Below are 20,875 nucleotides of genomic sequence, written 5' to 3' on the forward strand. Positions count from 1 at the left end.
GGCAACATGCCTGAAGGAAAAAGCATGAATAATCTCACCACACAAGCCGATGGTGAAATGCAAGCTGGTCAGACCCGCTCGGGATTTGTGGCACTGATCGGTGCGCCGAATGCGGGAAAATCCACGCTGGTCAACCAGCTTGTGGGAAGCAAGGTCTCCATCGTCACGCACAAGGTGCAGACCACACGCGCGCTGGTGCGCGGTATCTTTATCGAAGGTGATGCGCAAATCGTTCTGGTTGATACGCCGGGTATTTTCCGCCCCAAGCGCAGGCTCGACCGTGCTATGGTTACAACTGCCTGGGGTGGGGCGAAGGATGCTGATATCATTCTCGTGCTGCTCGATGCGCAAGGTGGTCTGAACGAGAATGCCGAAGCACTGCTGGAAAGCATGAAGAATGTGCGTCAGAAAAAAGTTCTGGTGCTCAACAAGGTGGATCGGGTCGATCCGCCGGTGCTACTCGAACTGGCACAGAAGGCTAACGAGCTTGTAGGTTTTGACGAGACTTTCATGATTTCAGCATTGACCGGTTCAGGCTGCAAGCATCTGGCAAAGTATCTTGCTAAAACCGTCGAGGTCGGGCCGTGGTTTTACCCCGAAGACCAGATTTCAGACATGCCGATGCGCCAGCTTGCCGCCGAAGTTACCCGCGAAAAGCTTTATCTGCGCCTGCATGAGGAACTGCCTTATTCATCGACGGTGGAGACCGAGCGCTGGGAAGAGCGTAAGGACGGATCGGTCAGGATCGAACAGGTCATCTACGTCGAGCGCGAAAGCCAGAAGAAGATCGTGCTTGGTCATAAGGGCGAGACGATCAAGGCCATCGGGCAGGCTGCACGCAAGGAAATTGGTGAAATTCTTGAACAGAACGTGCATCTGTTCCTGTTCGTGAAAGTACGCGAGAACTGGGGCAATGATCCTGAGCGTTATCGTGAGATGGGACTTGATTTTCCAACCTGATCGGCAAGACTGACAGACATGGAATGGCGCGATGAAGGCATCATTTTGGGCACGCGTCGTCATGGTGAAACCAGCGCCATTGTCGAGGTGATGACGCGCGCGCATGGCCGCCATATGGGCATGGTGCGCGGCGGACGTTCGCGGCGCATGCAGCCTTTGCTGCAAGCAGGCAATCATGTCGATCTGACATGGTGGGCGCGGCTGGACGAGCATATGGGGTCCTTCACCATCGAACCGCTGGGCTTTGCCGCAGCCCGCCTCATTGAAGCGCCGGTGGCACTCTACGGCATCCAGCTTGCCGCCGCCCATTTGCGACTGTTGCCGGAACGCGATGCGCATCGAGGTCTTTATGAGACACTGCGCCTCATCATCGAGCATTTTGACGACCCGCTCTCATCGGGCGAATTGCTCTTACGTTTTGAGGTGATGCTGCTCGAAGAACTGGGTTTTGGCCTTGATCTCAAGGAATGTGCTGCCACAGGTACACGACAGGATCTGATCTATGTCTCGCCCAAATCAGGCCGCGCCGTTTGTCGTGAGGCGGGCGCACCATGGGCGGACAAGCTCTTGTCGCTGCCCGCCTTCGTCAATGATACTGCTATTCGTGCTTCGACTTACGACGATCTTGACCGCGCCTTTAAAATGAGCGGTTTTTTTTTCCTGCGTCATGTCTGGGAGCCGCGCGCGCAGACGCCGCCCGATGCGCGGAGCGGTTTTCTCAACGCAATTTCAAAAGCGCTTAGCCTGAAACAGGCAGGCTGAAACATTCGCCTTCATAGGCGTCCGCGCCGCGTCCTATCGTGCGAATAGCTCGTTCCATGCGGCCGTTGCGCTCAAGGATGGTGTCGGCTAGCGCAACAAGCCGGATATTGGGCGTGGCGGAAGGCGAAAGAGCGCGTAATTGCTGCGCAAGCGCCATTTCGTCCTGATCGGGACCAAGCGCATTTGCCACAATATAGGCGGCGGCTGTCGAGCGTGAAATACCCGCATAGCAATGAATGAGCAGCGGTGCTTGCTTGTCCCATAAGCGTGCGAAATCAAACAATTGCCGGACATGGTTGGTATCAGGCATGATGAGGTTATCATGCGGCTCGACAATATCGTTGAAGATGAGGTTCAGTCGGTGCGCTTCAAAACCCTCGGGCAAAAGCGGCACGGCACCGCTGGTCAGCGTGACCACATGGCTTGGCCTGTGCTTTTCGATCTGCTGCGCCAGTTGCGAGAGCGGGCTTACGACGATGCGGCTCACGTTTTCGCCTTATGCGCTTGCTCAAGCATCCTGAAGCGGCCCAAAAAATCATCCTGCACCTCTTGGGTCGGGCGTGGCGTCAGGTCGAGCCCGGTCGGATCAAAGCCGCGTGGACGTCCGAAATATTTGATGGCCTCCGCCTCTGAAAATCCTGCAAGTCGCGTGGCTTCAAAAAACGCGGCCACCTGATCGGCGCGCTTGATAAGCTTTTTAAGCGCTGCGGGAACGATTGCAGGCAGCGAAAAGCGTAAATGGATAGCGCGTTCCAATCCCGCCTCTATCAGCTTGTAATTGCCGCCCATCACTGCCTTGAAGGGCGAGATCATGTCGCCGATCACATATTCCGGTGCATCATGCAGTAGCGCCAGCATCTGCCATTCTACGCTTGCATCCGACAGCAAGCGATTGAATATCGTTTCAACAAGCAGAGAATGCTGCGCCACCGAATAGGCGTGCGTGCCAAGGGTCTGGCCGTTCCAGCGTGCAACACGCGCAAGCCCGTGCGCAATATCTTCGATTTCCACGTCGAGCGGTGAGGGATCAAGCAGATCAAGCCTGCGTCCCGACAACATGCGTTGCCAGGCACGCACCGCGCCCGATGATTTGTCTGCAACCGCCATCAGGCCTTGTCCGCTTCAGTTTCAGGAAACGTGAAACGGACAGCAGGTGGCAGGCTAAGCTGCAAGGACGCGTCGCCTGCAAGAATGGGTGTGCCTGCATCAATGGCTTCTTTCACGCGATCGATGCGCACCAGTGCCAGTCCCAGTCCATCAGCGGAACTGCCAAGATTACCGATCGTGCGTCCGTCCGTCGTGATGGGGGTGCCAGGTAGGGGCAGAGTGGTTTGAGAATGCGCGACCAGCACACGCCTGCGCGGTGTGCCGCGATGCTGCATGCGTGAAACGACTTCCTGTCCGACAAAACAGCCTTTGGGAAACGAAACTCCGCCAGTTTGGTCAAAATTGACATCATGCGGGAAGACGTCCGAATAGGCGAAATCGGCTGTGCCTTCGGCAATACCATATTCGGCGCGAAGTTTTATCCATGCCGCTTCATGGTCGCTTTCGCCTTGGCAACCATAGAGACGCAGCACATTTTTCTCCATGGGAAAGCGGCTGTCACGCTTGATTGAATCACTTTGTGAAGCAACAGAATCATTTTCCCAGCAAACACTGACAAGGGATTCAGCCAATTGGCTAATTTCGGCTTTGGCACGCAACCGATAAAGCGCAATGCGCTTGCAAAAACCCTCAGCGATTTCCCCCGGCATGTCGAAACGCAGGCCGCCTTCAATGCGCGAGACGAGAAAATCGAACAGGATTTTGCCTTGCGGTGTCAGCAATGCTCCGGGTTTCAATTCATCTGCGCCCAGAAGATCGAGATTGGTGGTGATCACCGCTTGCAGGAATTTTTCGGCATCCTCGCCGGTGACATGCACAAGCGCCCTGTTGGAAAGATTGATCATTTCACGAGCCATCGTCATCGCTTCTTCCTTGCCTTTCGCATCATCGTTACGTAAGCCCCAATGCAGAGGCTCGCAAGTCCCATCACAAATAGCAGGAGACAATCATGGCCGAGACTTTCGACACGATCCTGAAAGGCGCTACCATCGTCAATCATGATGGCACTGGTCAGCGTGATATCGGTATACGCAACGGACTGATCGCGGCGATAGGTTCTTTGGCTGGAAGTTCTGCGGGCGAGGCGGTCGATTGCACGGGGTTGCATATCCTGCCCGGTGTGGTCGATAGTCAGGTTCATTTCCGCGAGCCGGGCCTGGAACATAAGGAAGATCTGGAAACGGGATCGAAAGCTGCCGTGCTGGGCGGTGTGACGGCGGTTTTCGAGATGCCCAACACCAAGCCGCTGACCACATCGGTTGAAACCTTTGAGGACAAGATCAGGCGTGGGCATCACCGCATGCATTGTGATTTTGCCTTCTGGGTTGGCGGTACGCGTGACAATGCGAAAGATGTGGCAGAGCTTGAGCGCCTTCCCGGTGCGGCTGGTATCAAGGTTTTCATGGGCTCATCAACCGGCGATCTGCTGGTTGATGATGATGAAGGCGTGCGCTCGATCCTCAAAAATACACGCCGCCGCGCAGCATTTCATTCCGAGGATGAATTCCGCCTGAAAGAGCGCGAAAACTTACGGATTGAAGATGATCCGTCCAGCCACCCGGTATGGCGGGACGAGATTGCAGCCCTTCAATGCACGGAGCGTCTGGTTCGCATTGCGCATGAAACAGGCGCACGCATTCATGTGCTTCATATTTCAACGGCGGAAGAGATTGAGTTTCTGCAAAATCACAAGGATGTTGCTACCTGCGAGGCGACACCGCATCACCTGACCCTTTCAGCCGATGATTATGCGACCCTCGGCAATCTCATTCAGATGAACCCGCCGGTGCGCGACAAGCGCCATCGTGATGGTGTCTGGAAGGGCATCGATCAGGGTATTGTCGATGTGCTGGGTTCCGATCATGCGCCGCATACATTGGAAGAAAAGCAAAAACCCTATCCTGCGTCCCCTTCAGGCATGACCGGTGTGCAGACGCTGGTGCCGATCATGCTCGACCATGTCAACAAGGGGAAACTGTCACTCGAACGCTTTGTCGATCTTTCGAGCCACGGCCCCAACCGTATTTTCGGCATGGCGCGCAAGGGTCGCATCGCGGTGGGTTACGATGCAGATCTGACCATTGTCGATATGAAGCGCGTCGAGACGATCACCCACGCACAGGCTGGTTCCAAAGCAGGCTGGACCCCTTATGACGGCAAGAGTGTGCAGGGCTGGCCGGTCGGCACCTTTGTGCGCGGCATCAAGGTGATGTGGGAAGCCGAGATAACCAACGCGCACAAGGGCGAGCCGGTCGAATTCATCGAGGCGCTGCCACGCAGCTGATTATATGTGCATTATATAGCGGGCAGATCGTTTCGTTGAAATTTATTGCAGGGAGCGTTTTGGCAAAAATGCACCCGCGACGATCTGGTCGCGCATTTTTTCGATCAGATCAAGCGCTGTATCTTCGCCGGATTCGCGGATAAGCTCGGTCAGTGCGGTCGTAAAGGCGGCTTCGGCGAGAATTTCCGGCTCGATACCTTCGGAAATGCCGTCTGCCCAGGCCTCGTTATGATATTCGATAGCCACAAGCTTCTTTTCGCGCGCAATCATCTCATCGAGATCGGTCAGCGGATGTTCCATTGGTTTCATGCGGGCTTGCGCCTTTCTACCGCTGCATGAATGACTCACCGGGCGGGAGCGCGATCATGTTGCGTTCGGTCTGATTTCTTAAAACTGTATTAAAGAATTTAGCAGCTTTAAGCGAGACAATTCCTCGTAATTCGCACAAGAGTGAAGGATTGGTTAATTTCCATAGCGCGAAATGATCTCGTTCGACAAGTGCTCGCCTTCTTGCATATAACGATTGATCGCCGCGTGCGCGGATGCAGTGCAGCGCGTGTAATTATCGCTGAAAACGCGGTAGCCATGGTTGAAACTGGATATCAGCCGTAATTTTTCGTCTTCGCCCGGCTTTTCGGCGACGATAATCGCGTCCATGCGATTACGCCATTCACTTCCGGTTTCGCCGCACAGATTATGCAGGTAATGGAGCGATCCGAGAATTTCCGCGAGCCGCAATATCTTGCCTTCATACGGCACTTCCTGCGACAGAGCAGGGCTTGCCACACTAAGACATGCCGCAAGCATGCATAGATATTTTCGTAAAAGCCGCACGTCTTTCAACTCTAAAATTCCCCACACGGCAAGAGTTGTCGCGTGAAATAGAGGCCGCTTCAAGGCAGGCTTCACGCTTATCTACTATTGTTGGGTGTCTTCACGCCTTGCAACATCGCGTGCAACGTCCAGCGTACTGTCGGTTACATGTGCATGCGTCATTTCCTCGATGCTCATCCAGTGAATGGATGCCGCATCGTCGCCAGGGAATTCATCTCCCGTTAGATCGAAGGCCCGAAACACGGACAGAAAATAGCTCTTTGCGTAAGCTTTGCCTTCAAGCGCCAGATCAACTGTAATTACGTGCGAAAGCCTGCCAGCATCAAGTGCCGTCTCTTCCTTGAGTTCGCGAAGTGCGGCCTGTTCGGGTGTTTCGCCCGCTTCGATACTGCCGCCTGGAAAAGCCAGCCAGCCTTTCCACGGTTCTTTGCCGCGTTCGACCAGCAGGAAGCGACCTTCACGGCGACAGATCAGCGAGACACCATGCACTGCAAGCGGGACGGGGATGACAGCAACTGTTTTCATCGCTTAGCTATGATCCTGTTATCAAGTTTTGGCAATTCAAAACCAGCCCTTGACCCGTCGTGATAAAGCCTGAACATGTACCTCATGTGTGGACGTTTTTCATTAACAGCGAGCCGGGACGAACTGGAAGCCTTTCTTGCGGCGATGATCCCCGAGGACTTTCCGCCGCGCTACAATATTGCGCCGAGCCAGCCGATCCTTGCCATCCATAGAGCCGAAACGCCTCCTGTCGGCAGCAACAGGCCCGACCGCATCGGAACGCTGGTGCGTTGGGGGTTCGTGCCGTCATGGGTGAAAGATTTTAATGATTGGCCGCTGGTGTTCAATATTCGCTCGGAGACGGCGGGCGAAAAGAACTCTTTCAAGGCAGCGCTCAATCATCGTCGGGCGCTTATCCCCGCCTCGGGATTTTATGAATGGCGGCGTGAGGGAAAAGACAGGGCGCAGCCCTATTGGGTGCGTCCGCGCCATGGCGGGGTGGTAGCCTTTGGTGCCTTGATGGAAACATGGAGCACTGCCGAAGGATCAGAGATCGATACGGGCGGCATGCTGACGACCAGCGCCAATGGCCTTTTAAAGCCAATACATCATCGCATGCCGGTGGTGGTCAAGCCGGAGGATTTTACGCGCTGGCTGGATTGTAAAAATGTCCTGCCGCGTGACGTTGCAGATATTATGCGCCCCGTGCACGACGATTTTTTTGAAGTGATCCCTGTTTCGGACAAGGTCAACAAGGTCAGCAATACCACGCCCGATTTGCAGGACCGGGTGGAGGAGCGAGAAGCGCAACAGCTTGTGCCGCAAAGTCGCAAAAAAGAGCCGGAAAAGGATGGTTCCGACGGTCAGCTTTTCATGTTCTGACCGTTTTGCAAAACGCCTGTGTGATATGGTTTCAGACAGGTTTCTTGACGGCAAGAATTGATGGTCGCTGATTGGCTTTGCGCTTTTCGTGGTTGCGCCGCGCAGTATTCAACAGCGCTGCGGCAAGCGCTGCTGGACCGATTTCACGATACTTCTCGACCAGGCTGTCTTGACGCGGTTGCTTTTCACTCTTGGACATTTCTCTTTCCTTTCTTGTCGGCCATGATCCCGAAAAACGGCTTGCAGTTTTTCAGACGCGATCACGACCAGGCAGTCCATGATCACTATTTTGTGTTAGATTGAGACTGAATGAAGGCTGTTTGAAGCCGGTTTTGAGGAATTCGGGTTAACGCTCGCTAACACATGCGGCGGTTGCAGAAATGCAACATTTTCAGTTACCCGACAGCGAAACCGCTTGACGCAAGCCACGCGGACAGAGATAAGAACAATCATGAAAACGCCGACCACGAACATTTGTATTTGTGCGATCATTATTGGCTAGCTGCCTGCTGGCCCGGCCGTTTTCGTCTCCCTTTTCAAAAACAGGATGATAACGCCCCGGCCAGCCGGCTGCGATCCTTCATGCTTTGATCAGGCTGGTCTTTTTGGGGAATAGGATGATGGCTCAAACGCCAAACTTGCGTCTTTACAATACGCTCACGCGCACGAAGGAGGATTTTGTCCCCATCGATGCCAAAAACGTGCGCATGTATGTCTGCGGCCCCACCGTCTATGATTTCGCCCATATCGGCAACGCGCGTCCGGTCATTGTCTTCGACGTGTTGTTCCGGCTTTTACGCCACGTCTATGGCGCTGAAAACGTCACTTATGCCCGCAACATCACCGATGTTGATGACAAGATCAATGCGCGTGCGGCGCGTGATTATCCCGATTTGCCGTTTAACGAGGCGATCCGCCGCGTCACCGAAAGCACCAATGCGCAGTTCCAAGCCGATGTGAGCGCACTCGGCAATCTGGCGCCAACAGTTCAGCCGCGTGCCACCGAGCATATGGATGAGATGCGAGCTATGATCGAGCGGCTGGTCACGGTCGGCGTGGCTTATGTGGCGGAAGATCATGTGTTGTTTTCGCCCTCGGAAATGAACCGGCTCAAAGGCCCGCGCTATGGTGCGCTGGCAAAACGCTCGCTCGATGAAATGCTGGCGGGCGCACGCGTGGATGTCGCGTCCTACAAGCGTGACGAAATGGATTTCGTGCTCTGGAAGCCATCGAAAGAGGGCGAACCGGGCTGGTCGTCACCGGCGGGGATCGAGGTGCTCGGTCGTCCGGGCTGGCATATCGAATGCTCGGCCATGTCGATGGCCAAGCTTTTGGAACCTTTTGGCGGCGGGTTGAAATGCGACGATCCCGAAAAGAACCGTTTCGACATACATGGTGGCGGCATCGATCTGGTTTTTCCGCATCATGAAAACGAGATCGCGCAATCCTGCTGCGCTTTTGGTACCGAGCGCATGGCCAATCTGTGGATGCATAACGGCTTTCTTCAGGTTGAAGGTCAAAAAATGTCGAAATCGCTCGGCAATTTCATCACCATCCGCGATGTGCTCAACAATGGCTTGCCACAACTGGGGGAATGGGATGATGTCGCTGCCCGCGACCGATGGGTAGGACTTGCCGCACGGCTCTCCATGCTGCAAACCCATTATCGCGAGCCGATCAATTGGACTGGGCAGCGTCTGGCTGAATCGGCAGACGAATTGCGCCGCTGGTATGGTTTGCTGCGCGATGAGAGCTTTGAAGCACCTGCAGCCCTGTCACTGGCAGACGAGATGGCGGAAGCGCTTTCGGATGATCTCAATACGTGGGCTGCAATTACCGTTTTGCGCAAATCCTTCAAGGAAAAGAATGCGGGCGCACTGGGTGAGGGGCTCGTGCTGATGGGGCTTTTCGATAAGCACTTCGTGACGGCCCGAAACTTGCCGCTGTTTGCCAGAGCCGAGGTGGATGTTGCGGCGATCGAACAAAGGGTAGCTGAGCGGCTGCAACTCATACAAGAAAAGAAATGGGAAGAAGCCGACCGCATTCGCGATGCGCTTCTGGCCGAAGGTGTTCAGTTGAAGGACGGCAAGCACCCTGACACCGGCGAACGCATCACTACATGGGATGTGGTAGGATAAGACCTCTTACGAGGGAGGATGTCATGACGCTCGATAACAGTCCGATCTATAGCGGCGGATGCCAGTGTGGCGCGGTGCGGTTTCGTGTTGAAGGCGCATTGGGGGCTGCTTCCATCTGTCATTGCCGCATGTGTCAGAAGGCGTTTGGCAATTTCTATGCGCCGCTGGTGTCCATCGAGGATGCAAAGCTTGAATGGACACGCAACGAGCCAAAACGCTTTCAGTCGTCCAATCATGTGCAGCGCGGTTTTTGCCCGCAATGTGGCACACCGCTGACTTATGAGGCACCCGATGGTCTAGCGCTTGCGATTGCTCCGTTCGATGCACCGGAAGAAATCCATCCGACCATTCAATGGGGCATCGAGAACCGGCTTTCTTATGTGAATGGGCTTGCCAATCTTCCCTTCTATACGAGCGAGCGCGATCCTGAGAGCATCGAATTTGTGAAAACGATGGTGTCTTACCAGCACCCGGATCACGAGACAGACTACAGCATCGGCCCAAAAATCGGTTAAGATTTTTGGAAAGCACGATGCGTAGATAAAATGAGTTAGAGCGCCGATCTGATTCTATCAGATCGAAACGCGCTCTAACGGCTGACCCACCGACAGGCAGGCAACATGGCACGCGAACGCATCTATATCTACGACACGACCCTCAGAGATGGACAACAAACACCCGGCGTTGATTTTTCTGTCGAGGACAAAAAGTCGATTGTTGCGCTGCTCGAAGAGCTGGGCGTTGATTATGTCGAAGGCGGCTATCCGGGTGCCAATCCGACCGATACGGCTTTTTTCAAGCAGCGGCAGACAGCGCGGGCAAAGTTCACAGCCTTCGGCATGACCAAGCGCGCGGGTGTTTCCACTTCCAATGATCCGGGACTTGCAAGCCTGTTGCAGGCGCACGCCGATGCGGTGTGTTTTGTCGCCAAAAGCTGGGATTATCATGTGCGTCTGGCGCTTGGCTGCACCAATGAGGAAAATCTGGAATCCATCACCGAGTCTGTTACGGCGGCACGCATGGCGGGGCGTGAGGCGCTGGTTGATTGCGAGCATTTCTTCGACGGCTATAAAGCCAATCCCGCCTATGCGCTTGCCTGTGCAAAGGCGGCTTATGCCGCAGGGGCGCGCTGGGTGGTGTTGTGCGACACAAATGGCGGCACGCAGCCCTCTGAAATAGCGAGCATCATTCAGGCGGTCAAAGCCGTGGTTCCGGGTGAAAGCCTTGGCATCCATGCCCATAACGATACGGAACAGGCGGTTGCCGTCTCACTTGCTGCCATTGATGCCGGTGTGCGGCATGTGCAAGGCACGCTCAACGGGATCGGCGAGCGTTGTGGCAATGCCAATCTCATCTCACTTATCCCGACGCTGGTTCTCAAACCTTATTGGTCTGAACGTTTCGAGCTTGGTGTCAAACCGGCAGCACTGAAAAGCATCACCCGCATTTCACGTAGCTTTGACGATATCCTCAACCGTTCGCCCACCGAGCAGGCACCTTATTCGGGAACGTCGGCATTTGCGACTAAGGCAGGCATTCATGCCTCGGCCTTACTCAAAGAACCGCAGACCTATGAGCATGTGCCGCCGGAGACGGTTGGCAACACGCGCCGCGTCATGGTCTCGGATCAGGGCGGCAAGTCGAATTTCATCGCCGAACTGGAGCGGCGGGGCATTCGCGTGGCGAAAAACGATGTGCGGCTCGATACGTTGATCACGCTGGTTAAGGAGCGTGAGGCCGAGGGCTATGCCTATGAGGGGGCGGATGCGAGTTTTGAGTTGCTGGCGCGCAATATGCTCAATCCGCAGCCCGAATTTTTCCGCGTCGATTCGTTCCGTTGTCTGGTCGAGCGGCGGTTTGACTCAAATGGCATGCTCAAAACCGTCTCCGAAGCGGTCGTCAAGGTCGAGGTTGACGGCGAAATGCATATGTCGGTTGCAGAAGGCCATGGCCCCGTCAATGCGCTCGACATCGCACTGCGCAAGGATCTCGGACGCTATCAGGCGGAGATCGAGGATCTCGAACTGCTCGATTTCAAGGTACGTATTTTGAATGGTGGTACTGCAGCCATCACGCGCGTGCTGATCGAATCCGGTGACGCCACAGGTGCACGCTGGCGCACTCTTGGTGTTTCCGACAACATTATCGATGCATCCTTTCAGGCCCTGATGGATTCAGTCAATTTCAAATTGATGAAAAACCGTTCTCTTGCCGGACTTGTCGCTGCTGAATAGATGGCATCCTTCATCACGATTGATGCTTCGATCATTTTATTTCAATGGATTTTATGAGGGCATAAGCGCATAGGACAAGAAAAGACCGCTTTTCCCATACGCGGCCTGTTTTTCTTGTCGGAGACAAAAATGACCGATCAGCCCCTATCTACGCCCCGCCTTTCCGATGGGGCAAAAGGTTTTCTGCTGGCTTTCGGTGCCTTTCTGCTCTGGGGCGGAGCGCTGCCATTCTATCTGAAGCTGGTCGGGCATCTTTCAGCTATGGAAGTGGTCGCGCATCGTGTGGTCTGGTCAGTGCCGGTGGCTCTTGTACTGCTCGTGCTGCTGGGACAGTGGCACGTGATCGTGGACGCTTTCCGCCGTCCGCGCCTTCTTGCCATGGCGGCACTGACTGCTGCGCTGATCACGATCAACTGGCTTGTTTATGTCTGGGCCGTTGCACATGATCAGGTTGTCGGTGCTGCACTCGGCTACTACATCAATCCCTTGTTCAACGTCATTCTGGGTGGCCTTTTCCTCGGCGAAAGGCTGAGTAAGGTGCAGTATATAGCCGTTGGTTTTGCTGTTGCGGCCGTGCTGCTGCTGACATTCAATGCAGGCGGATTGCCCTGGGTGTCGCTGGTGCTGCCGATTACATTCGGTCTTTACGGTTTCTTTCGCAAGTCGCTTCCCATGCAACCCTTGCAGGGCTTTACGCTGGAAGTTCTGATACTCAGCGTTCCGGCAACCGCATATATTATCTGGCTAGTCGCAACCGGACAGGATCATTTCTTCGCAGGGCTGGCGTCCAATGTTGGTCTGCTGTTGCTTGCCGGGCCGTTTACCGCAGTTCCGCTCATTCTTTATGCGGGCGGCGCAAAGCTCTTGCGTTATACGACCATTGGCCTCATGCAATATATGACGCCAACCATGTTGTTTTTATTCGCGATTTTCATTTTCAACGAACCGTTTTCGTTCACACAGCTCATCGCCTTCATGCTGATCTGGAGCGGACTTGCACTCTATACATGGTCGATGTTTTCAGAGCATCGCCGCAATCGTGCGCATGTCACGACGACTGCCGAACTTTGATCGGCAGTCGGTTCACGCGTTGGCTAGCGCTACGAATTCCTCGACACTCAACGTTTCGGCCCGGCGTGTACCGTCAATGCCGGTTTTTTCCAGCAGTTGCGCACCGCCGACCGGTTTCAAGCTCTGGCGCAGCATCTTGCGCCGTTGGCCGAAGGCCGCTTGTGTGATCTGCCCGAGTTTTTTTGCGTCGCAGGGTAAAGGGGCTTCGTTCGGTACAATATGCACTACCGAGGACATGACTTTCGGCGGTGGCGTGAAGGCTTGCGGCGGCACGTCAAAGGCAATTTTTGCTTTTGTACGCCAGCCCGCAAGCACGCCAAGACGCCCATAGTGATCGCTGCCGGGGGCTGCCACGATGCGCTCGGCCACCTCGCGCTGGAACATCAGCGTCATGGAGGCGTAAAACGGTGGCCAAGGCTCGCTCAAAAGCCAGTTGACCAGCAATTGCGTGCCGACATTATAGGGCAGATTGGCAACGATTTTTGGTTTTGGACCCTCCGGGAACAGGGCTTTGAAATCCTGCTCAAGCGCATCGCCTGAAATCACCCGCAATCGACCGGGATAATGCGCCTCGATTTCAGCCAGTGCATCGAGACAGCGCTCGTCGCGCTCGATGGCCGTGACATGTGCGCCTTGCGCCAGAAGCGCCCGCGTCAAACCGCCGGGGCCGGGGCCGACTTCAATGACGGGCTGGTCTTGAAGTTTGCCCGCCTGCCGCGCGATTTTCGATGTCAGGTTGAGGTCGAACAGAAAATTCTGCCCGAGCGACTTTTTCGGCATGAGGTCATGGCGCTCCAGAACCTCGCGCAGCGGCGGCAGATTGTCGATGCTCATGCATTCTCTTTCGCAGAATTGCTGACCAGTTCATGCGCCAGACGGATAGCTGCAATCAGACTGTCGGGGCGGGCAATACCTTTGCCTGCAATATCGAAAGCTGTGCCGTGATCAGGGGAGGTGCGAATAAACGGCAGACCGAGTGTGACATTGACCGTCTCGTCAAAGGCAAGCGCCTTGGCGGGGATCAGTGCCTGGTCGTGATACATGCAGATTGCGACATCGTAGGTTTCACGCGCTTGAGGGTGAAACATCGTATCGGCGGGTAGGGGACCGCGTGCATCGATGCCTTCTTGCAAAAGCTGTTCAACTGCCGGTCGGATGATGGCGTCGTCTTCGTGTCCCAAGGCTCCGCCTTCACCCGCATGCGGGTTGAGGCCGGAAAGAGCAAGCCGCGGCTTTGCGATACCGAAACGCTCGCGCAAATCATGCGCCGTAATACGCGACACCTGCAATACCTCTTGGGTTGTGAGATGAAGCGGCACTTGCGCGAGCGGAATATGGATCGTCACCGGAACGGCGCGCAAATGCGGTCCGGCCAGCATCATAACCGGTGTCAGCGGTTTGCCGACATGATGGCTGGCGAGTTCAGCCAGAAACTCCGTATGGCCCGGATGGTGGAAACCGGCATCGTAAAGTGGCTTTTTGGCAATGGGGCAGGTGACGACCGCAGAAGTTTCACCTGCCAGTGTCATTGCCACGGCACGCTCAATAGCCTCGACGGTCCCGGCTGCATTTTGTGCCAGCGGTATGCCGGGACTTTCCTGATGCCTGTTCTTAAGCGCAAGAACAGGCAGAGCTTTAGCGAATGTGTTTGTTGCTTCACGGGCGGATGCGAAAAGTTCGATGGGGACAGTGAGGCCAACTGTGGCCGCGCGCGCCTGTACCTGTTCTGCGTCGGCGATAAGCACAAAGGGGGGTAGTTGATCTCTATTGAGCCATGCTGCAAGCGCGATTTCCGCGCCGACACCAGAGGGATCACCAATGCTGACGGCGAGCGGAGATGAAGATATTGCACGCATGCTCGAAATTCCAGACGTAAAGGCCGGTATTTAGCGATTGACGATTTTTGCCTTTTCGCGCAGTTCTGCAAGATATTTCGCGCTAAGGGCTTCCGCCTTCTTTTCCTGACTGTCGCCCGATCCCGTTCCTTCCATAGAGAAGACGAGCTGTGCTACCCGATCATCTGAGACCTGACGCGTCGAACAAACGGCAAGAAATTCTACACCCTTCTCGGTGTCCTGCGGCGGCGTAGCCCGGCCCGAACCGGCGGCCTTGACGGCCTTGGACCATTCTGGCGGCAACTGCTGCTCAATGATGCGACCAAGATCGCGCACCGTCACGTCAAGAATACCCTTTGCCTGCTGGCGGGTTGTGCCGCAGTTCTGAAAGCGCGAGCGCAAAGCATTGGCTTCCTGCTTGCGCTTTGCAAGCAGAGCCGGAGAGCGCTTTGAATTTGGTACCACGAAAATGACCTGTTGCAGCTGATATTCTGTTGCGACGGGCTTCTTGCCGCCATCCTTCAACATACGCTGCACAGCTTCCTGCTCGCTGACCATGCCGGACGAGCGGAACCGCGCGCCGACCAGACGACCCCAGCCCATCTGGACCATGATGTATTTCTTGAAATGGTCGGGAGTAATGCCTGCCTGGTTCATGACCTGATTAAGCTGGGCAACACTCATTTTGTTGCGGGTCGCAAAGCCCGCATAAGCCTGATCGACTTCCTGATCGGGGACGTTGATATTGCGGGACTTCATTTCGATCCGCTTGAGCATCTCGTCGGTAAGTTCCTGACGAGCAAGCTGGTTGATATTGCCGCCCTTGCGCTGCAATTTCAGAAAAGCAGCCCGCTTTCGGATATCACCATTGGTGATAGCATTACCCGAAACGATAACCTTGACCTCGGCCTCCCCAGTGGCATGGGCTGGATTAGGCAACGCAACGGCTCCGAGCGCGGTCAGACAGACACTGGCGCTGAACAGAGAGGCGAAAAGAGGTCTTGCAAACATCATCTTGTTTTCTCGATTTCCTTCCGGTCGATGAAAGTTGCCTTCACCGGATGCGTTCTTCGATTTCAATGGATTTATACTCAAGCGGTAAATCCACGTAAACCTATTGTGATCCAGCCTGTATAAAGGAGCCAGTTGGGCGAAACAATGACCCTCGCACAATTTAAAGGGCGATAAAGCATCATTGATTGCATGGAAATAGGCGGTTTATTGAATTCTTGCGCGTCAGTGTGAGGCAGAGAACCGGAGGAATGCTTCCGGTTCTCTTGTTTTCAGTCGCGCATTAGAATGTCCGCGCAGGAGTCCCAATATCACCGAGCGTACGCAGGGAAATCTGGATGCCGAAGCCATGCGAAGCCTTGCCCTTATCTGGATTGCGCGTCTGTATATATGACATCGTATAGGTGAAGCATTCATCATCGTAGGCAAGCCCGGATGAAGCGCGAACGAGTGTATCGGAAACCAGATCATAGGTTCCTGAGCCAAACACACGCCAGTTTTCATTCACACGCACAGTCGCACCGCCGGAAACTTCCTGTCGTACCCGAGAATAACCATATGCAGGCTGCGGCGCGATATAAGCATATTGAGCGTTCAGAGACAGTTTGCTCCAGTTTTGTTGCGCTTCTACTTCACCGCGTTTGATGGAAAGGTCACCCTTGTCAAAACGTCCGCGTGCTGCCAGTGCGAGGCCGCGTGAATTCGAGGTGCCGATCATCGCGACGTAATCTGAACGCGCTTCATCAAGTCCTGAATCCCTGCCGACATTGACGAAATCGCTGGCAGCATAAGAGTTCAGCCCGCCAAGCTGGAAGGACTGGCCTACCGTCGCATAGAGAGCCCAGTCGCTGTTGTCGAAATTGCCCGAATAGCGCAGGCCGAGGTTGGCACGCGTACCGCCTTCCACGCGGTCATAGCCGGAGAATTTATCGCGCGAAAACAGGTTCGTTGCGTCAAAAACAAAGCTTTGTGCGTCTTCGTTCGGCAATTGGCCAGCATAACGCTCATTGTTGCGCATATAAATTTGCGCAATGGGTTCGAGAATATGCGTTGAACTGGTGGTCGAAAACAGAATTGGCCAACGTACTTCAAGTCCGGCAGTCGCCATGGCGCGCAGGGCTTCAGAGCGTACAATGGCATCCGCGAAACCTCCCCCTAGAGACTGAGGATCGAGACTGGTATTCACACCAATTGCATCAGCTCGCAAGGCGAGCAAGGGCGTAATAACGAGGCCGGAGGGCGTGATGAAGGTACGTTTCCACTCCGCCTCGGAGGTCAGGCGGGCATTGGTGCCACCAAATCCCGGAATACGGGAATATGGGTTAGGTATTTTATTTTGACTGTCAAAGTATGGATTTGTATAATTCGAGTTGTCGCGATAGAGCACCTGCAAGTTTGTATTGATGTTCAGTTCGCCGCCGTAGACTGGTTCCGGCAAGGTGTAGGAATAATCGAGACTCGGCAGAACCCAAGGCTGCTTTGAATGCATTTCATTAGGGCTGTCGGGTAGGAGCGATTCCTGCACGTTAAAGCGATAGAAATTCAGATCGAAATAGTTACGCTTGTCGATCCCGGTCAGGTAAATCTTGGAAACCTGTGTCGAGCCGCTATAGCCGTCTATGGAATAGGTGCGGCTGAAATTATGATCGGTCTGCGCCATGACATCCCAGCCATAACGCCAGCGCGAGTTGATTGCGAAATCACCCTTTGATGCAATCATGCCGCGATTTGTTTCTTCGCGATCCACTGTACGGGCATTGAATTCGTCGGGCTTGTTCTGGTGAATGCCGGCAATACGCAAATTATATTGACCGTTTTCAAGCCGATGACGCCATTCGGCCTCGCCTAGGAACCCCTGACTGGTGTAGCCGCTTCCGGAGACGGTCAGATCATAATTGGGTGCAAGCGCCCAGAAATACGACGCCTTGGCATGGTAGCCGAGCTCATCCTTGTAGCCAAATTCGGGAAACAGAAACCCGCTTTTACGTTTAACGGTCGGGTCTGCCATTTCAAAAGCCGGAAACCACGCCAAAGGCATGCCCAGAAACTCGAAACGCGCTCGCTCGAAGCGTACCCGTTTGGTCGTGCTGTTCCAGATGATCTTGCGAGCCTTGATTTGCCAGAGAACAGGCTTGTCGGGATCGTTCTCGCAAGCTTCACAGGCGGTATAGACGCCATTATTGAAGGTGGTGATTTCACCATTGCTGCGTTCAGCGCTCTCAGCCGCAAAGCGCGTGTTATCCGTCGTCTCGACGCGCAGGCCATTGACAAAGCCGTCGCGGAAACTGTCGGTCACGTCCATGTGGTCCGAATAAATCTTGTTGCCGTCACGTTCGACAACTTCAACATTGCCGCTCGCGGTCATGCGGCGGGTCTGCTGGTTATAGGTCACCGTGTCAGCGACCAGACGATTGCCGTCATATTCAATGCGCACTTTACCTTGTGCAGTAACGGTATTCACGTCGCGATCATAGACCAGTTCATCTGCCTGCAAGAGCATGCGGGCATTAGGGTCGGCCTGATAATTGGCACCTAGAGCATCCTGCTCCTGAGCCAGGACAGGCATGGTTGCGACAGAAATGAAAGGTAAAGCAAGGACGCACGCCAATGCAGTCCCGCGCGAAAGGCGCGAGAGGAACCGCGGCAGTACCATGCGGGTGTTACTCAAACCCACTAACCATCCTCCTTATGCAACAAAAAGGAGACACCAAAAAATGTCGCAATAATAACTGGAACCCAGGCAGCCACAAAGGGCGGAACGAATCCCGCATTCCCAAATGCCTTCACCAAGACCGACACGACATAAAGCATGAACCCGGCGGCAACGCCACCCAGAATCATTGCGCCCGATTGTCCAAAACGCACAAATTTCAGCGATACTGTTGCTGCAATGAGTGTCATTGCCATCAAAAGGGCAGGCAAGGCCAGAAGTGACTGGTATTGCATGTCAAATTCATTGGCTGAATAGCCGAATGAACGCGCGACCTCAATCTTACGTCGCAGCTGTGTGAAGGGAATCGTGTCGGGCGAGGCAAGCTTTTCTTCCACATATTCCGGACGCAGCTGCGTGGGGACCTGCAGGTGATCGAGTTTGCCGGGTTCTGCGCCGCGCGCGAATCGCGTCACGTCGTTGAGGTCCCAATATCCTTCTTTGAGTGTCGCGGTACGCGCGTCATAGCGTTGCACGATGTTTTTGGATGCATCGAACTGAATGAAGGTGGCATCGACCAATGTCGCGCCGCTGTTCAAGATGCTCTTGGCACCGATGATTGTCTCGCCTTCATCCGTCTTCTGGCGTAACCATGGATCGCGCAAAGCGGAAACATCGGTGACTTTGCCGTTTTTCCATACCGCTGCAATCTCTTCCGCCTTGGCAAAACCATATGCCGCAAAGGGATTGAGAATAAAAATCGTCGCCAGACCGAACATCAGCGCGCCGAAACAGGCGGGCAACAGGAATTGCCAGGCTGAGACACCGACTGAGCGTGCAATCACCAGCTCGTATTTGCGGTTGAGAGAGATCAGCGTCGCCATGGCCGAGAACAGAGCCACGAAGGGGATCATCTGCTGCAAAAGAAATGGTACGCGCATGCCCGACAGCGCGAGCGCGGCCCATACGCTGTAGTCGGGCAGATTTGAGAGCTTGCTGGCGTTTTCAGTGAAATCCAGAAGCAGCGCCAGCGCAAAGATGCCGAGCAGGAAATAAAACGTCGTCTGCACGTAGCGAATGAAGAAATAGCGCCCAAGGGTCCAGCCGATCATGACTGACCTCCCGCATTGCCACGCAGGCGTCCGGTCAGACGCTCATAAAGGCCTATTGCACCATTGCGCGTCCGGTCCAAATTATCAAATATACGATCGTTCCATCTGGCTGGTAGTGCTATGCTGCGCCCCGTCGCCAGCGCGAAACCTGTAATTGCCATCACAGCCAGCGGAACCAGATACATGACCACCATATAGGTCTCGTCCTTGTCCGCGCGGTCCGACGAAAAATAACCCGCCCAATAAACGAGTAGTGCTAGGCTAATGGCCGAAAAGGATGCAGAAACACGCGCCTCGCGATGCGAGCGGGAATCACCGGCAAAAGCCAAGGCAATCATTGCAAAAACAACAGGGTAGAGCCACTGCGTGAGACGGCGATGTAATTCTGCCTTGTAGCGCAGGGGGCGAGTTTGCAAGATTGGATCGTTGAGGTCGGGGTTGAGGAGATAAGACAGCGGGCGGTCCTTGGCATAAATCACGAAACTGTCACCGGCCGAGGCAAACTGGCTGAGATCGAAGGCGTAGGAATCGAACTTGATGATCGATACCGTGCCGTCTGATACGTCACGGCGCTGCACTTCACCGTTGTTCATCAAAAGCATATCACCGGTCGGCGTCGAGGCGATGGCACCGTCTGCAGCATAATAGACGAGATCGAGCGACGGGTCGCGCGAATCGGCAATAAAAAGGCCGCCGATGCTGCCATCGCTGCGTCGTTCGGCAACCTGAATATAAAGATTGTCCGCCAGTTTGCGGAAATTGCCTTCCTGAATGATGACATTCATCAGATCGGCGCTCGCAGTCGCAATCATTTCGCGCATGTTCATGCGCGCATAAGGGTCGACATAATTGGCGACCAGAAAGGACACGACGGAAATCACACCAGCCAGCAGCAGTATTGGACGCATGACGGCGCTGCGTGGTGCCCCGGATGCGTTGATGACGACAAGTTCAGAATCCTGGTTCATCGTCGACAGTGTCTGGGTGATGGCAATGATCAGCGCAAAGGGCATCACTAGCGGAATGGCTGACGGAATGAGCAGCGAGCTGAATTGCACGATGGTCTGGAAATTCTGTCCGCTGGTGGTCAAAAAATCGATGCGCTGCAGCACCTGTACCGTCCAGGTGATGCCCACCGCAGCGCCAAGCACTGCGAAAAACATGATCGCCACGCGGCGCAGGATGTATAACTCTATCAATCGCATAGGTGGAGTTTACATCCCGATTCAGTTTCAGGGCACGCTCTCTAACGTCGAGCAGATATGCCGGCTTCGTGATTTAACCTAATAGTGTTTGGCTAAGATTACCCAAACAAAGACGGTTAACAGAGTACTAAATGCGCGGTGCGAACACCAGCGTCCGGTTACATTAAGAATCATCTGTTAAAAGGATAGGACAGTATCAGGCAACAAATTTTTGCGTGAACGGCGGCCAACCAAGATTTTCGCATCGTTTCCCAGGGTTTACTCGCACTAACGAAAATCTGATGGC

The 20,875-nt window shown here is 54.6% G+C and carries 21 protein-coding genes; 8 read left to right on the forward strand and 13 right to left on the reverse strand.

The window, feature by feature from the left end; genetic code table 11:
* The first annotated feature begins 24 nt into the window (after nt 1-24).
* Entirely contained in the window at nt 25-960 is a 936-nt protein-coding gene (era, locus tag AAIB41_RS02055) for a GTPase Era (protein ID WP_343313955.1), read from the forward strand.
* Nucleotides 961-978: 18 nt separating this feature from the next.
* Entirely contained in the window at nt 979-1,722 is a 744-nt protein-coding gene (gene recO, locus AAIB41_RS02060; protein ID WP_343313956.1) for a DNA repair protein RecO, read from the forward strand.
* Here the strand turns inward: recO and AAIB41_RS02065 are convergent.
* Genes AAIB41_RS02065 through AAIB41_RS02075 form a run of 3 tightly spaced genes read right to left on the reverse strand, consistent with a single transcriptional unit; the run spans nt 1,700 to nt 3,692 of the window.
* Entirely contained in the window at nt 1,700-2,209 is a 510-nt protein-coding gene (locus tag AAIB41_RS02065) for a tyrosine phosphatase family protein (RefSeq protein ID WP_343313957.1), read from the reverse strand. The genes recO and AAIB41_RS02065 overlap by 23 nt on opposite strands.
* Nucleotides 2,206-2,829 carry an HD family hydrolase gene (locus AAIB41_RS02070; RefSeq protein WP_343313958.1) on the reverse strand — a complete coding sequence of 208 codons (624 nt, stop codon included), beginning with the start codon at nt 2,827-2,829 and terminating at the stop codon, nt 2,206-2,208. Before AAIB41_RS02070 ends, AAIB41_RS02065 begins: the two co-directional genes overlap by 4 nt.
* Nucleotides 2,829-3,692, reverse strand: coding sequence for a folate-binding protein YgfZ (locus AAIB41_RS02075; RefSeq protein ID WP_343313959.1), 864 nt, complete (start codon nt 3,690-3,692; stop codon nt 2,829-2,831). The genes AAIB41_RS02070 and AAIB41_RS02075 overlap by 1 nt, the downstream gene beginning before the upstream one ends.
* 86 nt (nt 3,693-3,778) lie before the next feature.
* Between AAIB41_RS02075 and AAIB41_RS02080 the strand changes: the two genes are divergently transcribed.
* Nucleotides 3,779-5,113: a dihydroorotase gene (locus AAIB41_RS02080; protein ID WP_343313960.1), complete on the forward strand. Its 1,335-nt coding sequence runs from the start codon at nt 3,779-3,781 to the stop codon at nt 5,111-5,113.
* Between the two features lie 42 nt (nt 5,114-5,155).
* On the opposite strand, the gene AAIB41_RS02085 is transcribed toward AAIB41_RS02080, so the two are convergent.
* From AAIB41_RS02085 to AAIB41_RS02095, 3 genes are all read right to left on the reverse strand, one after another.
* Nucleotides 5,156-5,413, reverse strand: a complete 258-nt coding sequence (locus AAIB41_RS02085) for a hypothetical protein (protein ID WP_343314783.1) — start codon at nt 5,411-5,413, stop codon at nt 5,156-5,158.
* A 162-nt stretch (nt 5,414-5,575) separates the two neighbouring features.
* Nucleotides 5,576-5,947 (reverse strand): TIGR02301 family protein, encoded by a 372-nt coding sequence (locus AAIB41_RS02090; protein WP_343314784.1) that lies wholly within the window; start codon nt 5,945-5,947, stop codon nt 5,576-5,578.
* An 84-nt stretch (nt 5,948-6,031) separates the two neighbouring features.
* Nucleotides 6,032-6,472, reverse strand: a complete 441-nt coding sequence (locus AAIB41_RS02095; protein WP_343313961.1) for an NUDIX domain-containing protein — start codon at nt 6,470-6,472, stop codon at nt 6,032-6,034.
* A gap of 84 nt (nt 6,473-6,556) precedes the next feature.
* Here AAIB41_RS02095 and AAIB41_RS02100 point away from each other — a divergent pair, with 84 nt between their 5' ends.
* Nucleotides 6,557-7,333, forward strand: a complete 777-nt coding sequence (locus AAIB41_RS02100; RefSeq protein ID WP_343313962.1) for an SOS response-associated peptidase — start codon at nt 6,557-6,559, stop codon at nt 7,331-7,333.
* A 31-nt stretch (nt 7,334-7,364) separates the two neighbouring features.
* Here the strand turns inward: AAIB41_RS02100 and AAIB41_RS02105 are convergent, their stop codons facing one another.
* On the reverse strand, nt 7,365-7,532 hold the full coding sequence (locus tag AAIB41_RS02105) for a hydrolase (RefSeq protein ID WP_343313963.1): 168 nt from the start codon (nt 7,530-7,532) through the stop codon (nt 7,365-7,367).
* Between the two features lie 418 nt (nt 7,533-7,950).
* Between AAIB41_RS02105 and cysS the strand changes: the two genes are divergently transcribed.
* From cysS to rarD, 4 genes are all read left to right on the forward strand, one after another.
* On the forward strand, nt 7,951-9,471 hold the full coding sequence (gene cysS, locus AAIB41_RS02110) for a cysteine--tRNA ligase (protein WP_343313964.1): 1,521 nt from the start codon (nt 7,951-7,953) through the stop codon (nt 9,469-9,471).
* Nucleotides 9,472-9,494: 23 nt separating this feature from the next.
* Nucleotides 9,495-9,986 (forward strand): GFA family protein, encoded by a 492-nt coding sequence (locus tag AAIB41_RS02115; protein ID WP_343313965.1) that lies wholly within the window; start codon nt 9,495-9,497, stop codon nt 9,984-9,986.
* 105 nt (nt 9,987-10,091) lie between these two features.
* On the forward strand, nt 10,092-11,705 hold the full coding sequence (cimA, locus tag AAIB41_RS02120; RefSeq protein WP_343313966.1) for a citramalate synthase: 1,614 nt from the start codon (nt 10,092-10,094) through the stop codon (nt 11,703-11,705).
* A 129-nt stretch (nt 11,706-11,834) separates the two neighbouring features.
* Nucleotides 11,835-12,776, forward strand: coding sequence for an EamA family transporter RarD (gene rarD / locus AAIB41_RS02125; RefSeq protein ID WP_343313967.1), 942 nt, complete (start codon nt 11,835-11,837; stop codon nt 12,774-12,776).
* A gap of 12 nt (nt 12,777-12,788) precedes the next feature.
* Here rarD and rsmA read toward each other — a convergent pair whose 3' ends face one another.
* The 6 genes from rsmA to lptF form a co-directional block, all read right to left on the reverse strand.
* On the reverse strand, nt 12,789-13,610 hold the full coding sequence (gene rsmA, locus AAIB41_RS02130) for a 16S rRNA (adenine(1518)-N(6)/adenine(1519)-N(6))-dimethyltransferase RsmA (RefSeq protein WP_343313968.1): 822 nt from the start codon (nt 13,608-13,610) through the stop codon (nt 12,789-12,791).
* The gene (gene pdxA / locus AAIB41_RS02135; protein ID WP_343313969.1) at nt 13,607-14,632 is read right to left on the reverse strand and encodes a 4-hydroxythreonine-4-phosphate dehydrogenase PdxA; all 1,026 of its coding nucleotides are present in this window, start codon (nt 14,630-14,632) and stop codon (nt 13,607-13,609) included. The genes rsmA and pdxA overlap by 4 nt, the downstream gene beginning before the upstream one ends.
* A 30-nt stretch (nt 14,633-14,662) precedes the next feature.
* On the reverse strand, nt 14,663-15,625 hold the full coding sequence (locus tag AAIB41_RS02140) for a peptidylprolyl isomerase (RefSeq protein ID WP_343313970.1): 963 nt from the start codon (nt 15,623-15,625) through the stop codon (nt 14,663-14,665).
* Between the two features lie 280 nt (nt 15,626-15,905).
* Nucleotides 15,906-18,275: an LPS-assembly protein LptD gene (locus AAIB41_RS02145; RefSeq protein WP_343314785.1), complete on the reverse strand. Its 2,370-nt coding sequence runs from the start codon at nt 18,273-18,275 to the stop codon at nt 15,906-15,908.
* A 20-nt stretch (nt 18,276-18,295) separates the two neighbouring features.
* Complete coding sequence (lptG, locus tag AAIB41_RS02150) at nt 18,296-19,384, reverse strand: LPS export ABC transporter permease LptG (RefSeq protein WP_343313971.1); 1,089 nt, start codon at nt 19,382-19,384, stop codon at nt 18,296-18,298.
* Nucleotides 19,381-20,589 (reverse strand): LPS export ABC transporter permease LptF, encoded by a 1,209-nt coding sequence (lptF, locus tag AAIB41_RS02155; protein ID WP_343313972.1) that lies wholly within the window; start codon nt 20,587-20,589, stop codon nt 19,381-19,383. Before lptF ends, lptG begins: the two co-directional genes overlap by 4 nt.
* Between the last annotated feature and the right edge of the window lie 286 nt (nt 20,590-20,875).

The sequence above is a fragment of the Brucella sp. BE17 genome, from assembly GCF_039545455.1.
In the GTDB taxonomy this organism is placed as follows: domain Bacteria; phylum Pseudomonadota; class Alphaproteobacteria; order Rhizobiales; family Rhizobiaceae; genus Brucella.